The 15139-nt window shown below is 59.0% G+C and carries 13 protein-coding genes; 9 read left to right on the top strand and 4 right to left on the bottom strand.

What is annotated here, in order from left to right; genetic code table 11:
• Positions 1–17 precede the first annotated feature (17 nt).
• Positions 18–839: a pyruvate, water dikinase regulatory protein gene (locus HJC04_RS12095; protein WP_210632793.1), complete on the bottom strand. Its 822-nt coding sequence runs from the start codon at positions 837–839 to the stop codon at positions 18–20.
• A gap of 400 nt (positions 840–1239) precedes the next feature.
• On the opposite strand from HJC04_RS12095, the gene hemE reads away from it, so the two are divergent.
• The 8 genes from hemE to HJC04_RS12055 all read left to right on the top strand — a co-directional run bounded on the left by hemE (position 1240) and on the right by HJC04_RS12055 (position 10026).
• On the top strand, positions 1240–2283 hold the full coding sequence (gene hemE / locus HJC04_RS12090) for a uroporphyrinogen decarboxylase (protein ID WP_221146294.1): 1044 nt from the start codon (positions 1240–1242) through the stop codon (positions 2281–2283).
• A 2-nt stretch (positions 2284–2285) separates the two neighbouring features.
• Positions 2286–2822 carry a protoporphyrinogen oxidase HemJ gene (gene hemJ / locus HJC04_RS12085; RefSeq protein WP_210633054.1) on the top strand — a complete coding sequence of 179 codons (537 nt, stop codon included), beginning with the start codon at positions 2286–2288 and terminating at the stop codon, positions 2820–2822.
• 200 nt (positions 2823–3022) lie between these two features.
• Entirely contained in the window at positions 3023–4288 is a 1266-nt protein-coding gene (gene rho / locus HJC04_RS12080; protein ID WP_003589536.1) for a transcription termination factor Rho, read from the top strand.
• Positions 4289–4389: 101 nt separating this feature from the next.
• Entirely contained in the window at positions 4390–5709 is a 1320-nt protein-coding gene (mnmE, locus tag HJC04_RS12075) for a tRNA uridine-5-carboxymethylaminomethyl(34) synthesis GTPase MnmE (RefSeq protein ID WP_221146292.1), read from the top strand.
• Positions 5710–5778: 69 nt separating this feature from the next.
• The gene (gene mnmG / locus HJC04_RS12070) at positions 5779–7656 is read left to right on the top strand and encodes a tRNA uridine-5-carboxymethylaminomethyl(34) synthesis enzyme MnmG (RefSeq protein WP_210632790.1); all 1878 of its coding nucleotides are present in this window, start codon (positions 5779–5781) and stop codon (positions 7654–7656) included.
• A gap of 24 nt (positions 7657–7680) precedes the next feature.
• Complete coding sequence (gene rsmG / locus HJC04_RS12065; RefSeq protein ID WP_210632789.1) at positions 7681–8298, top strand: 16S rRNA (guanine(527)-N(7))-methyltransferase RsmG; 618 nt, start codon at positions 7681–7683, stop codon at positions 8296–8298.
• Between the two features lie 19 nt (positions 8299–8317).
• On the top strand, positions 8318–9112 hold the full coding sequence (locus HJC04_RS12060) for a ParA family protein (protein WP_210632788.1): 795 nt from the start codon (positions 8318–8320) through the stop codon (positions 9110–9112).
• 32 nt (positions 9113–9144) lie between these two features.
• Complete coding sequence (locus HJC04_RS12055; protein ID WP_210632787.1) at positions 9145–10026, top strand: ParB/RepB/Spo0J family partition protein; 882 nt, start codon at positions 9145–9147, stop codon at positions 10024–10026.
• On the opposite strand, the gene holA is transcribed toward HJC04_RS12055, so the two are convergent.
• Genes holA through leuS form a run of 3 tightly spaced genes read right to left on the bottom strand, consistent with a single transcriptional unit; the run spans position 10027 to position 14207 of the window.
• Positions 10027–11067 (bottom strand): DNA polymerase III subunit delta, encoded by a 1041-nt coding sequence (holA, locus tag HJC04_RS12050; protein WP_221146290.1) that lies wholly within the window; start codon positions 11065–11067, stop codon positions 10027–10029.
• A gap of 10 nt (positions 11068–11077) precedes the next feature.
• A complete protein-coding gene (lptE, locus tag HJC04_RS12045) occupies positions 11078–11587 on the bottom strand; it encodes an LPS assembly lipoprotein LptE (RefSeq protein ID WP_210632785.1) in 510 nt (169 codons plus the stop codon).
• On the bottom strand, positions 11577–14207 hold the full coding sequence (gene leuS, locus HJC04_RS12040) for a leucine--tRNA ligase (RefSeq protein ID WP_221146288.1): 2631 nt from the start codon (positions 14205–14207) through the stop codon (positions 11577–11579). Before leuS ends, lptE begins: the two co-directional genes overlap by 11 nt.
• A gap of 201 nt (positions 14208–14408) precedes the next feature.
• Between leuS and HJC04_RS12035 the strand changes: the two genes are divergently transcribed.
• Positions 14409–15068 carry a YggS family pyridoxal phosphate-dependent enzyme gene (locus tag HJC04_RS12035; protein ID WP_210633053.1) on the top strand — a complete coding sequence of 220 codons (660 nt, stop codon included), beginning with the start codon at positions 14409–14411 and terminating at the stop codon, positions 15066–15068.
• The last annotated feature ends 71 nt before the right edge of the window (positions 15069–15139 follow it).

Below are 15139 nucleotides of genomic sequence, written 5' to 3'. Positions count from 1 at the left end.
CGGCTTTTCGTCTGCGCTTAGCGCAGCTTCGGGCGGAGGGCAACAATGGCGGCCGCCGTTTCCTCGATTGAGCGGCGAGTAACGTCGATCAGCGGCCATCCGTGGCGGGCGCAGAGGGAGCGGGCATATTTCAGCTCCTCCGAGATCGTGGCTCGATCGGTATAGTGCTCCCGGTCGAAACCTTGCGTCGTCCCGAGCACGCGATTTTCCCGGACCTGGGAAATGCGGTCGGTGGTGGCGATCAGGCAGACGATCAGCGGTTTTGTTGCTGCGAGCAGGCTCTCCGGCAAGGGTACGCCGTAGACGATCGGAATATTCGCGGTCTTGATACCGCGATTGGCGAGATAGATGCTGGTCGGCGTCTTCGATGTCCGGCTAATCCCGATGATGACGACATCGGCATCATTGTAGTCATCCGGCATCTGGCCGTCGTCATGATCCATGGTGAAGTTCAACGCCTCGATGCGTGCGAAGTAACCGGCATTCATCACATGCTGGGCGCCGACCCGGCGGCGGGACGGGGCGCCGAGATAGATCTGGAACGCGTTCATGACCGGCTCCAAGACATTGACGGAAGCGACCCCCATCTCGACGCAGCGTTCGTCGATCAGGCTCGCCAGATCGCGGTCGACAATCGTGTAGAGCACGATCCCGGGCGCATCATCGATCGCCTGAAGAACCGGCAGCAGTTGTTTGCGATTGCGGATCAGCGGATAGACATGCTCGATCGGCTGAGCGGATCTGAACTGCGCCGAAGCGGCGCGGCCGGCGGAGATGAGAGTCTCTCCGGTCGAGTCAGAAATCAGGTGCAGATGAAAGAAGTTCGTTCTGTTCTCCACGTTATTTTCCGCTGCCTGTTGAAAAGACTGGATGATGGAGAGCTAAGGCGGCTAGGCTGCCTCGAGCAAGGGAAAACATGCCTGCTTATCCACATTTCGAATTTTGCTAACCGGTTTCGATCGCTCCTGTGGAGGCTGGGGATGAAATCAACTTGTCGTCCAGCCACCCACAGCCTATCCACAGGCGCGAAGAAACACGTCTCCCGGCAAGGATCTGGAATCGCTTTCGGATTCAGATTCTCCCCGGAAATTGACGGGAATGGAGAAATTCTTTCGAGTTTCTCTTCGAACACGCGACAAATGGCATCGGCAGTGGATGGATTTTAATCCTTGATAGACACCGACTCTAAGAAATAGAAACCTTTTAAAATATCTTTGATTTTTTATAGGGAAGACGCGCTTGAGCGATACGCGGCGAAAGATCATGAGGGTTCTCGACGGCGAATGCGTTTTCCCTCCTCCTCTCTGGCTGATGAGACAGGCTGGACGCTATCTGCCGGAATACAGGGAGATTCGGGCAAAGGCCGGCAGTTTCCTCGATCTCTGCTACACGCCCGATTACGCCGTCGAAGTGACCTTGCAGCCAATCCGCCGCTATGGCTTCGATGCAGCGATCCTATTTTCCGACATCCTCGTCATTCCCGACGCGATGAAGCGGAATGTTCGTTTCACTGAAGGTCACGGACCGGAGATGGATCCAATCGATGAAGCGGGCATCGGCAGATTGAACGGCGACGACGTTGTCGATTATCTCAGACCGGTTCTGGAAACGGTGCGGCGGTTGCGGCACGAATTGCCTGAAGAAACGGCTCTGCTTGGTTTCTGCGGCGCGCCTTGGACGGTTGCGACGTACATGATCGCCGGCCATGGCACCGCGGATCAGGCCCCTGCCCGTCTCTTCGCCTACAAACATCCCCGCGCCTTCGAGCATCTGCTGATGCTGCTTGCCGACGTTTCGGCCGATTATCTGGTGGCGCAGATCGATGCCGGCGCCGATGCCGTGCAGATTTTCGATTCCTGGGCGGGTGTTCTCGGTGAGAAAGAGTTCGACGCCTTCGCTGTCAAGCCGGTTGCACGGATGATCGCCTCGATCAAGGCGCGACGGCCGCAGGCGCGCATTATCGCCTTCGCCAAGGGTGCGGGATACCAGCTGAAGACCTATCGCCAGAAGACTGGAACGGATGCGATCGGTCTAGACTGGTCCGTTCCGTTGGCCTTTGCCGCCGATCTTCAGAAGGATGGTCCGGTTCAGGGCAATCTCGATCCGATGCGCGTCGTTGCCGGCGGCCTGGCGCTGGAAGAGGGTATCGATGATATTCTTCATCATCTCGGCAATGGACCGCTGATCTTCAATCTCGGCCACGGCATCACGCCGCAAGCCGACCCCGAACAGGTGCGTTTGCTGGTCGAGCGCGTGCGGGGTTTACGGATGCCCCGGGCGTGACGATGGAAAAAGAGACGGACCGCAGAGCTGGCGCTTACGCCCGGCGCCGCGCGCATTTTGCCCTGTCCTTCTTCGCGCTGATGGCGGTCGGGCTTTTCGCCTGGAATCCCGACAACCTCTATCTCTGGATCAAGGCGCTTCATATCATCGCCGTCATCTCCTGGATGGCAGGGCTGTTCTATATGCCGCGGTTGTTCATCTATCATACGGAGGCCGAACCAGGCTCGGTGCAGTCGGAAACCTTCAAGGTGATGGAGCGCCGGCTGCTTCGCATCATCATGACGCCGGCGATGATGCTGACCTGGATCTTCGGTCTCTATCTCGCCTGGTCGGTCTACGGGTTCCAGGGCGGCTGGCTGCATGCGAAGATCGGTCTGGTGGTGCTGCTGACCGCGATCCATATGTTCTTCAGCAGCGCCGTGCGGGCGTTCGAGCGGGATGAAAATCGCCGTTCTGCGCGCTACTGGCGGTTCATGAACGAGGCGCCGACATTGCTGATGATCGCGATCGTGATCCTCGTCGTGGTGAAGCCGTTCTGACGAGAAATCCTCTCTCAGGTTAAATTTGCTTCATTTTAAGCAGCCCCCTTGCGGCGGCGATAACGAGTCGCTATTTTCCGCGCATCTCATCTACGTGGCATGTGTGTAGATTTCAGTCGTCTGCGAGCCCCTTTCGCAGTACCGAATACGACCCAACATCGCCTTTCCCCTTCGAAATTGAAAAGAGTATTGGTCACTTCATGGCTGAAATGAAGCTTCAGGAACTTAAGAGCAAATCCCCGACGGATCTTCTGGCTTTCGCCGAATCGCTCGAGGTCGAGAATGCAAGCACGATGCGTAAGCAGGAGCTGATGTTTGCGATCCTCAAAATGCTTGCCAGCCAGGATGTGGAAATCATCGGCGAAGGGGTCGTCGAGGTGCTGCAGGACGGTTTCGGCTTTCTGCGTTCGGCGAACGCAAACTACCTGCCCGGTCCCGACGACATCTACATCTCGCCGTCGCAGATCCGCCGTTTCTCGCTGAAAACCGGCGACACGGTCGAGGGACCGATCCGCGGGCCAAAGGAAGGCGAGCGTTATTTCGCGCTGCTGAAGGTCAACACCATCAATTTTGACGATCCGGAAAAGATTCGTCACAAGGTTCATTTCGACAACCTGACGCCGCTCTACCCGAACGAGCGCTTCAAGATGGAACTCGAGATCCCGACCTCCAAGGATCTGTCGCCGCGTGTGATCGACCTCGTGGCGCCGCTCGGCAAGGGCCAACGCGGACTGATCGTCGCGCCGCCGCGGACCGGTAAGACCGTGCTTCTCCAGAACATCGCGCACTCGATCACGGCCAACCATCCGGAATGTTATCTCATCGTTCTCCTGATCGACGAACGTCCCGAGGAAGTGACCGATATGCAGCGCTCGGTCCGCGGCGAGGTTATCTCCTCGACCTTCGACGAACCGGCGGTGCGTCACGTCCAGGTGGCCGAAATGGTCATCGAAAAAGCAAAGCGTCTGGTTGAGCACGGGCGCGATGTCGTCATCCTGCTCGATTCGATTACACGTCTGGGCCGCGCCTATAACACGGTCGTTCCCTCCTCCGGCAAGGTTCTGACAGGTGGCGTCGATGCCAACGCGCTGCAGCGGCCGAAGCGCTTCTTCGGCGCCGCGCGCAACATCGAGGAAGGCGGTTCTCTGACGATCATCGCTACCGCGTTGATCGATACGGGCAGCCGCATGGACGAAGTCATCTTTGAAGAGTTCAAGGGTACCGGCAACTCCGAAATCGTCCTTGACCGCAAGGTTGCCGATAAGCGCATCTTCCCGGCGATGGATATTCTGAAGTCCGGCACACGCAAGGAGGACCTTCTTGTTCCGCGCCAGGATCTGCAGAAGATCTTCGTTCTACGCCGTATTCTTGCGCCTATGGGCACCACCGATGCGATCGAATTCCTGATCGACAAACTCAAACAGACGAAAAACAATTCGGACTTCTTCGATTCGATGAATACCTAATCCTTAGCCGGATTCCGATTGTGAGAGCTGGCGCATCGTCTCGATGTCGCCAGCTTTTTGTTTGAGGGAATCGATTCGGACTCGAACTGAAAACCGGACGCATGGCCATGTTGAATGATACCATCTATGCGCTTTCGAGCGGTGCTCCGCCCTCGGGTGTTTCAGTCGTCCGCGTCAGCGGTCCGCTGACCAGAGATATATTGGCCCGGCTGGCGGGATCCGTGCCGGCGGACCGATCGGCTTCCTACAGAACGATTCGGACTCGTAACAGCCAGCCGATCGACAACGGCTTGGTGCTGTTTTTTCCCGCCCCGCACTCCTTCACCGGCGAGGATGTGGCCGAGTTGCAGATCCACGGCAGTAAGGCCGTGCTGGCGGCATTGTTCTCCGAACTCGGCGATATTCCAGGTGTTCGTATGGCCAACGAAGGCGAGTTTTCGCGGCGGGCCTTTGAAAACGGCAAGCTTGATCTTGTCGAGGTTGAGGGGCTCGCCGACCTGATCGGCGCCGAAACAGAAATGCAGCGTCGTCTTGCCGTGGAGCAGAGTGCCGGCGGTGTCTCGGCAATTTACGATTCGTGGGCGGAACGATTAACCCGGGCTCGGGCCTTGATCGAGGCTGAGTTTGATTTCCCCGACGAAGACGACGTTCCAGGCTCCGTCTCGGATATGGTCTGGACCGACATGAAGCGGCTTCGTGACGATATTGGCCTTCATCTCAAATCGGCCTCGGCGGGCGAAATCATCAGGGACGGCTTTAAAGTGGTGATCGCCGGCGCTCCGAATGCCGGAAAATCGAGCCTGCTGAACGCTCTGGCCCGGCGTGACGTCGCAATCGTCACGGACATTGCCGGAACGACCCGTGATGTGCTGCAAGTCGATCTCGATATTGACGGCTATCTTGTCAAACTCTATGACACCGCCGGTCTGCGCCAGGTGGACGACCGGGTGGAAATGGAGGGCGTGCGACGCGCGCGTGTTGCGCTTCGTGATGCCGATCTAGCGCTGCTGTTGGTCGACATGAGCAATCCGTTGATTCCCGGCGACTTGGAGCAGACTTTGCCCCATGTTACTGTCGGAACGAAGAAGGATCTCGTTGAAACTGGTTCGGATCGCTATGACCTGCAGATTTCGACGCTGACCGGTGACGGTCTGTCGGAGTTGCGCCAGCTGATCGGGGGCATTGTCGCCGAGCGTTTCAGTGGCCTGTCTCTGGCCATCCCCAGCCGGCAGCGGCACAAGGATTCGCTGACGAAATGTTTGGCGGCGCTCGACGCGGCAATCTCGGAGATTGACGCAGATCTTGAACTGCGCACCGAACAGCTTCGGCTTGCGGCTGAATACCTGGGGAGAATTACCGGGCGGGTGGATGTCGAACAGCTGCTCGACGTGATCTTCTCGGAGTTTTGCATCGGCAAGTGATTCACGTGAAACCTTTTCCGGCGGCGCCTCTCAGGTTCACGTGAAACCCTGCTGTTTTGGAGTTTTGATATGACCGATAGTGGCTATGATGTGATCGTCATCGGCGGCGGCCATGCAGGGGCCGAGGCAGCCAGTGCGGCTGCGCGCCTCGGTGCGAAAACTGCGCTGGTTACTCACAGACGAGACACGATCGGGGTCATGTCCTGCAATCCGGCTATCGGCGGGCTCGGAAAGGGACATCTGGTTCGTGAGATCGACGCGATGGATGGCCTGATGGGCCGGGTTGCCGATGTTGCCGGCATCCAGTTCAGAATGCTGAACCGCAAAAAGGGCGCCGCTGTGCGGGGTCCACGGACCCAGGCAGACCGAAAGCTTTACCGGCTGGCGATGCTCGCCGCAATCGAAGCAATGCCAGGCTTGGACATTATCGAGGGCGACGCATTTGATCTCGATGTGCTCGATGGCCGTGTTGCTGGCGTCATCATGAAAGACGGTCGACGGCTTCAGGCGCCGGCGGTGGTCTTGACAACCGGCACCTTCCTGCGCGGCCTTATTCATATCGGCGCTGCAAAGACGCCTGCTGGTCGTGTCGGCGAAGCTCCGTCGATCGGCCTGTCCGCCACCCTGGCGCGGTTGGGGCTGCGGCTGGGACGGTTGAAGACCGGAACGCCGGCCCGGCTTGATGGCAAGACGATCGACTGGGACTCCGTCGGCCGACAGGGTGCGGATGAGGAACTTGTGCCCTTTTCCCTCATGACGAATTCCATCACCACGCGGCAGGTTGAATGCGGCGTTACCAGGACGACCGAGGCGACACACCGCATCATTATCGAGAATATCAAGCGCTCGGCGATGTATTCCGGCCAGATCGAAGGCGTCGGGCCGCGCTACTGCCCGTCCATCGAAGATAAGCTGGTGAAATTCGGAGAACGCGACGGGCATCAGGTCTTTCTTGAGCCTGAGGGACTGGATGACGACACGGTTTATCCGAACGGCATTTCGACGTCGCTGCCGGCCGAAGTTCAAGCTGCTTTCATCAAGACCATTCCGGGCCTCGAATCTGCCAAGATACTGCAGCCGGGTTATGCCATCGAATATGACCATGTCGATCCAAGAGAGCTTACCCCATCGCTTGAGGTCAAGCGACTGAGAGGTCTGTTCCTCGCGGGCCAGATTAATGGCACCACCGGCTATGAGGAGGCCGCGGCCCAGGGACTGGCAGCTGGATTGAATGCCGCACTACGCAGTTCCGATTCGGAACCGTTCCATTTCAGCCGTACAAGCTCCTATATTGGCGTGATGATCGACGACCTGACGTCGCGTGGCGTTACGGAGCCGTATCGAATGTTTACCTCGCGTGCGGAATACCGCCTGACTTTGCGCGCCGACAACGCGGACGCGCGGCTGACACCGCTGGCAATGGAGCTTGGATGTGTGGGCGCCGAGCGCGCCGAGCGATTCACGGCCTATCAGGCCGAGATTGACGCTGGCCGCGCCCAACTGATGGCGCTGACGGTGACGCCCAACCAGGCGCGACGGGCGGGCCTGAACATCAACCTCGATGGCCAGCGCCGGACGGCCTACGATCTCTTGTCCTATCCGGCCTATGATTTCGCCGCACTTCGACAGGTTTGGCCGGAAGAATTGGGTGGGCTCCGGCCAAAAGTCATGGAGGCGTTGGAGATTGAGGCGGGTTACTCGGTTTACCTCGATCGGCAAGCGGCGGCGATTGCCGACCAGCAGCGCGACGAGGAGCGGCGGATACCGGCGGATTTCAATTATGACGCTCTCTCTGGGCTTTCGAATGAACTCAAGGCTAAGCTCAATGCTGCTCGCCCGTTCAACGTTGCCCAGGCGGCGATTGTCGAGGGCATGACCCCCGCCGCCATTGCGCTGTTGCTGGTGCACTTGCGTCGGCAGCAGGGATTCGAACGCCAAAGCGCCTGATACAAGATGTGAGAGTCTGTGAGAATGGAATTGAACGGTTTGCGTGTTTCACGTGAAACACAGGAACGACTTCAACATTTTGCGACACTGTTTCAAAAATGGGCCAAAACGATCAATTTGGTGGCGCCGTCGACGCTCGATGCACTGTGGCGCCGCCATATCGCTGATAGCAGTCAGATTTTTCAGATCTGCCCGCGGCCTGTCACCTGGGTCGATCTCGGCAGTGGCGGCGGCTTTCCCGGTGTGATTACCGCCATCTTCCTGGCAGAGCTGCAAGACGGTTGGGTGCATCTTGTCGAAAGCAATCACAAAAAGGCTGCGTTCTTGCGAACGGCGCTACGAGAGACGAATGCACGGGGAAGCGTACACGCCACTCGAATCGAAGACGCCTATGCGGAGATCGGCGACTGCGAAGCGATCTCAGCGCGAGCCCTTGCCGATCTTGATGGGTTGATTGCCTATACAGCCCCCTGGATGCTTGGCAAGGAAAATTGCCGGGGGTTTTTTCACAAAGGCCGGGATTACCTGAGAGAAATTGCCGAAGCCCGTGGTCGGTGGGAATTCGATCTGATAGAACATGAGAGCGCCGTCGAGCAGGAATCCGTGATTTTGGAAGTATCCAATCTCCGGCGCTTGGTTTAACAGATCGGATATTGCAGCAATGGCTGGCGAACGACATCGGATAATAACCATCGCAAATCAGAAAGGTGGCGTTGGCAAGACGACCACTGCAATCAATCTGGCAACGGCGCTGGCCGCCATCGGCGAGCGTGTCCTGATCATCGATCTGGATCCGCAGGGCAATGCCAGCACCGGCCTGGGTATCGACCGTCGTGATCGCAAGCTCTCCTCCTATGACCTGATGGTCGGCGAACGCGGGATCGGCGACGTGACGCTGGAGACAGCCGTTCCCAACCTCTTCATCGTTCCTTCGACCATGGATCTGCTCGGCATCGAGATGGAGATCTCGCAGCAGAGCGATCGGGTGTTTAGATTGCGGAAGGCACTGTCCTCTCCCGAGGCTATGGCATTCTCCTATATTCTTCTGGATTGCCCGCCCTCTTTCAATCTGCTGACGATGAATGCCATGGCGGCCGCCCATTCGGTGCTGGTGCCGCTGCAATGCGAATTCTTTGCGCTGGAGGGGCTGAGCCAGCTGCTCGAGACCGTCAGTCAGATTCGGCGGACAGTAAATCCGCGGCTGGACATCCAGGGCATCGTTTTGACGATGTTCGATGCGCGTAACAATTTGGCCCAGCAGGTGGTCAATGATGTGCGGACCCATCTCGGGGAAAAGGTTTATCATACGTTAATCCCCCGTAACGTCCGGGTGTCCGAGGCGCCATCCTACGGCAAGCCTGCTATTCTCTATGATCTGAAATGTGCGGGTAGCCAGGCCTATTTGCAACTGGCCTCCGAGGTCATTCAGCGTGAGCGCCAGAGACTGGCCGCGTAAGATCATTTCCGGGGTATAGGTGAGTGTAGAATATGAATGACGACGTATCGAAAAGACGACTGGGTCGCGGCCTTGCAGCACTGATTGGTGAAATGGATCAGCCTGTTCCGGTCGAAGCTGAACGCACCGTCAGCGCCGACCGGATGATTCCGATCGAATTCGTCAGCCGTAACCCACGCAACCCGCGCCGTTTCTTCGACGACACCGAACTGCACGACCTTGCGAGTTCCATCCGCCAGCACGGCATCGTTCAGCCGATCGTGGTGCGGACGATGTCGCAAGACCGATATGAAATCATAGCCGGTGAACGGCGCTGGCGTGCAGCTCAGCTCGCCGGCCTGATTGAAATCCCCGTCATTATTCGGGACGTTGACGACAAGACCGCGCTTGAGATTGCGATTGTCGAAAACGTGCAGCGAGCCGATCTCAATCCTCTCGAAGAGGCATTGGGCTATGAGCAGCTGATCGCCGAGTATGGCTATACCCAAAATGATCTTGGCGAGATCATCGGCAAAAGCCGCAGTCATGTCGCCAACTCGTTGCGTTTGCTGAAATTGCCCGATCCGGTTCGCGATCTTCTTGCTGCCGGCAGCCTTTCGGCCGGACATGCACGCGCGCTTGTTTCGACACCCGACCCGGCAAGCCTTGCCCGCACCATCGTCGCCAAGGGCATGTCGGTGCGTGATGCCGAGAAGTTGGCGCAGAACAATATCAAGGCGCAATCGGAGCCGCAGCAGCCGGCCTTGCGTCGTGATCAGAAGGATTCGGATACGCTGGCGCTCGAACGAACGCTTTCTGATGCCCTTGGGCTTGAGGTTTCAATCAATCACAAATCCGGCGGCGGCCAGATCAAGATTGCTTACAAGTCGCTGGAACAGCTCGAGGAAGTCTGCCGCCTGCTGGAAAGGCGATGATTACGCGGATCTGCGGCCGGATTGAAGGGTGGTGGAGAGAAGTGTTTGCATTGCAACGCTGTCTTCCAGCACCTGTCGCCGCCGACTCTGGAGGATCGCCGCTTGCAGGCGATTGGATTCACGCGCAATGTTTTCCGCCGACCAGTGGCGTAGTGCCTGCTCGATGATCGGCTTGCGACGAAAATGCAGATGCCGACCCATCGTCTGCATGACCTGAGGCGCCTGTACCCTTTTTTCTTCCATTTCAGCGCGCATCATGTCCAGAAGCTGGAATTGCTTCAGACAGGCCTGCAGCACCAGAAAGATCGCGGTTTTTGAACTGCTGATCTTTTGCATGGCATGTAGGAAACCGTGGAGATCACCGCCGAGGATAGCATCGACGGCGTCATCGACGGATATCGCGCTGGCGTCGCCAATTATTTCGGTTACGTGATGTTCCTCAACCGTGTTGAGGCCGCTGCAATAGAGGGCGAGCTTGCGCACTTCGTTACGAGAAGCGATGCGATCACCGCCGATCAGTGCAATCAGCGCCTGACGGGCCGCCGGGGTAATACCAAGCTTCTCCGCCCCGAGTTCAGCGTCGATCAAGCCGTTCAGAGCGCGGCTGTCGTCGGCGTAGGAGGGGATCGTCATGATGGATCGCATGGCTTCCGCAGTCTTGCGAAGCAGGGATCCTTTTTTCAGATCGCCGGCCTCGACGATCAGGTGGGCGGCTTCGAGCGGTTTTTCAGCCAGCACCGCCAGCGAGTCGACGAGGTATTTCTCGTTGGCGGCACCGCGGATCCAGATGAGTTTCTCGCCGCCGAACAGCCCGATAGACTGAGCCTCGTCAAGCAACCGTCCGGGATCCTTTTGCAGATCGCCGATATCGAGTTTGGTCATCGAGAAAGGATCATCGAGCGCGACGCCGGTCTTGCCGGCGATCTGGCCGGCCCGTTCGGAAACCAGACCGCGGTCCGGCCCGTAAATGACGAAAATCCGGTAATTCCCCGCCGATTTCTGCAGGAAAGTCTCGAATTCATGGGACTTGATTTCAGCCACTGCCCCGCCCTCAGCGGCTGAGGGCGGCGGCGAGATCGGCTCCTACGAATTCCGCCGCCTGGTCGGCCGCGCGGTTTTCGGCATCGCGGATCGCCCTTTGCTTCGCGAATTCCTGCTCGGAGAAATCCACCAGAGCCGTCGTCTGGCGACTGCCGGCCTTGATCACGCGACCATCGGCTACCGAGCTCAGCGTATAGGTGACGGTGACGGTGACGCGACCGGCGCGGGAGGTATCGCCGGATTGACGCAGCAGTGTATCGGCGACGATCGATGTAGCGCGCATTTGGACGTGATATTGTGGATTTACCGCTTCGCCGGCGCCTCGCGATGCCAGGAAGATCAGGTGATTGCGCACCTGCTGCTCGACGCGACTTGCCGCATCGGAAAAGCCGACCGAGGACAGCTTTTCCGCAACACCCGAGTTCTCCGAATAAAGCGGCCGAACCTGGCAGGCCGCAAGAAAGGCCGAGGCGGCAAGGATCATGGCGATGCCGGCATTGCGGGTGATATCAGACGACAATGTTCACAATCCTTTGGGGAACCACGATGATCTTCTTCGGCGCCTGACCGTTCAGCACGTTCTTCACCGCATCCAGTTCCAGCACGGCGTTGGTGACGGCATTCTGATCTGCGTCGCGAGAAATTGTCAATTCAGCGCGCTTCTTGCCGTTGATCTGGACGGGCAGAATGACGTCATTTTCCATGACCAGCGCTTCCATGTAGCGCGGCCATTCCGTGCGGGCGAGCAGCCCGGCATTGCCGAGCGTGGCCCAGCATTCCTCGGCAAGATGCGGCGTCATCGGTGCGACGAGCTGGATCAGGATCTCGGCAGCGTGACGCACGGCGGCACGATAGGCGATATCGCCTTCACCCGCCGCAACCCTCGTCAGCGGCGCGGCGAGCGCATTGACCAGCTCATAGATACGGGCGACGGCCTTGTTGAACCAAAGCTTGTCGTAATCGTTCTGAACGGCCTTCAGCGTCTTGTGCGCCGCCTGCGAGACTGCCAGAGCCTCCCCTTCGCTTGCCGGTGCGGGGGCAACGCTCGACAGGCCGTTAGCGGCTTCGGAAATCAGACGCCACAGGCGCTGGGTGAAGCGATGGGCACCTTCGACCCCGGCCTCGGACCAGATGACGTCACGCTCCGGCGGCGAATCGGACAGAACGAAGAAGCGGGCAGTATCGGCGCCATAGGAGGCGATAATATCGTCCGGATCGACGACGTTCTTCTTCGACTTCGACATCTTCTCGATCGAGCCGATGGCGATCTCCTCGTCTGACGCCAGCAAGAAGGCACGGCGTTTACCGTCGATCTCCTCGATACGGATATCGGCGGGAGCCACCCACTCGCGGCTGGCGCCGGAACCGCGGCTATAGGTCTCATGGACCACCATGCCCTGGGTGAAAAGACCCTTGAAGGGTTCGGTGGCGGCGACATGGCCGGTCTCGCGCATCGCGCGGGTGAAGAAACGGGAATAGAGCAGATGCAGGATCGCATGCTCGATGCCGCCGATATACTGGTCGACCGGCAGCCAGCGATTAGCCGCCTCAGGATCGGTCGGCTTGGCTTCCCATGGCGCGGTAAAGCGGGTGAAATACCAGCTTGAATCGACGAAGGTGTCCATCGTATCCGTCTCGCGGCGAGCGTCCTTGCCGCAGTTCGGGCAGGCGACATGACGCCAAGTCGGATGGCGGTCGAGCGGATTGCCGGGCTGGTCGAAGGTTACGTCCTCGGGCAGCTTGACCGGCAGATCCTTCTTCGGCACCGGCACAACCCCGCAGGCGTCGCAATGGATGACCGGGATCGGGCAGCCCCAGTAGCGCTGGCGCGAAATGCCCCAGTCGCGCAGGCGGAAATTGATCATCCGCTCGCCCTGCGGCGCATTGCCGAGGCAAGCCGCCGAAAGCCGGTCGGCGACGATATTAAAGGCTTCCTCCGTCGTCTTGCCGTCGAGGAAACGCGAATTGATCATCACGCCGTCGCCGTCATAAGCGGTGTCGCCGACGGAAAAGCTTGCGGCGTCACCATCCTTCGGCATGACGACCGGCACAACCGGCAGGCCATATTTCCGGGCAAAATCGAGGTCGCGCTGGTCTCCCGACGGGCAGCCGAAGATCGCGCCGGTACCGTAATCCATCAGCACGAAATTGGCGATGTAGACCGGCAGTTCCCAGGAGGGATCGAGCGGATGCCTGACCCGGATGCCGGTATCCATGCCCTTCTTTTCGGCGGTCTCGAGCGCGGCGAGCGAGGTGCCGGCGCGGCGGCACTCCTCGCAGAAGGCTTCGATCTCGACATTCTTCGCCGCCGCATCCTTGGCCAGCGGATGATCGGCGGCGATCGCCAGGAAGGAGGCGCCGAACAAGGTATCCGGCCGTGTCGTATAGACCCTGATTTCGGTCTCACCGGCGGGCGCCGTCTCCGGCACGATCTCCCACCGGACCGTCAAGCCTTCGGAACGGCCGATCCAGTTCCTCTGCATCAGGCGCACTTTTTCCGGCCACTGGTCGAGCGTATCCAGCGCGTCCAGCAGGTCCTGGCTGAAATCGGTGATCTTGAAGAACCACTGCGTCAGTTCGCGCTGTTCGACCAGCGCGCCGGAGCGCCAGCCGCGGCCGTCGATCACCTGTTCGTTGGCAAGAACGGTATTGTCGACCGGATCCCAGTTCACCTTCGACTGCTTGCGGTAGACCAGACCTTTTTCCAGGAAGTCCAGGAACAGATGCTGCTGGTGCTGGTAATAGTCAACGTCGCAGGTGGCGAATTCGCGGCTCCAGTCCAGCGACAGCCCCATGGCCTTCAACTGCGCCTTCATCGAAGCGATGTTCTGGTAGGTCCAGGACGCGGGGTGCACACCGCGCTCCATGGCGGCGTTTTCCGCCGGCATGCCGAAGGCGTCCCAACCCATCGGATGCAGCACGTTATAGCCCCGGGCACGCTTGTAACGGGCGACCACGTCGCCCATGGCGTAATTGCGGACATGGCCCATATGAATGCGCCCCGAGGGATAGGGGAACATTTCGAGGACATAATATTTTTCGCGCGGATCCGAATTGTCGGTCTCGAAGACCTTCTCTTCGTTCCATTTTTGCTGCCAGCGGGGCTCGGCGTCGCGCGGATTATAACGTTCGGTGGCCATGGTATTCAGAATTCCAGAAAATCAGGGGAGTTGGTCGAGACCTTCACCATGAAACCACCGTAGCGTCAAGTTTTGCAGGCGTTGCAAGCGTCCGATCTTCATGCCGCCGAAGCGATTTCGCCGGAGCGGGTCTTGGCAAGCACCGAATGGCTGGCTAGTTCATTGCCAATTCTTTTCACTGAGATATGTCGAGGCAGAATGATGGACCTTCAAGAGCGGTTGAATGACGTGCGGTCGCGGGTCGCGGCGGCGGAACGCCAGGCAGGCCGTCCGGCTGGTTCCGTTCAGCTCGTCGCCGTATCGAAAACGTTCGAGGCGGATGCGATCCGCCCGGCGATCGAGGCGGGGCAGCGGGTGTTCGGTGAGAACAGGGTACAGGAAAGCCAGGGCAAATGGCCTGATCTGAAGGCCGAGCATGCTGATATCGAATTGCACCTGATCGGGCCGCTGCAATCGAACAAGGCGGCGGATGCGGTGGCGCTTTTCGATGTCATCGAGACGGTGGACCGCGAAAAGATCGCCCGCGCCCTTACCGAAGAGATGAAGCGGCAAGGCAGGACGCCGCGGCTCTACGTCCAGGTCAATACCGGACTGGAGCCACAGAAGGCCGGCATCGCTCCCGAGGATACGCCTGGTTTCGTCGCCCTCTGCCGCGATGAGCTCGGCCTGGCCATCGACGGGTTGATGTGCATTCCGCCGGCCGACGAAAATCCCGGGCCGCATTTCGCCCTGCTGGCAAAGCTCGCACTGAAATGCGGCGTCGAAAAACTCTCCATGGGCATGTCGGGCGATTACGAGACGGCGATCGCCTTCGGCGCCACCAGCGTACGGGTGGGATCGGCGATTTTCGGCGCGCGCTGATACCTGCTTTCGTCGGGCTTTCCGTCCTCCCCGGCCCAGCCTAAATTGATATCGAGGCTTGCATGTCCTGG

Origin of the sequence: Rhizobium sp. NLR8a (assembly GCF_019685235.1) — a bacterium.
Taxonomy (GTDB): domain Bacteria; phylum Pseudomonadota; class Alphaproteobacteria; order Rhizobiales; family Rhizobiaceae; genus Rhizobium.
This window is presented reverse-complemented; position numbering and strand designations above follow the sequence as displayed.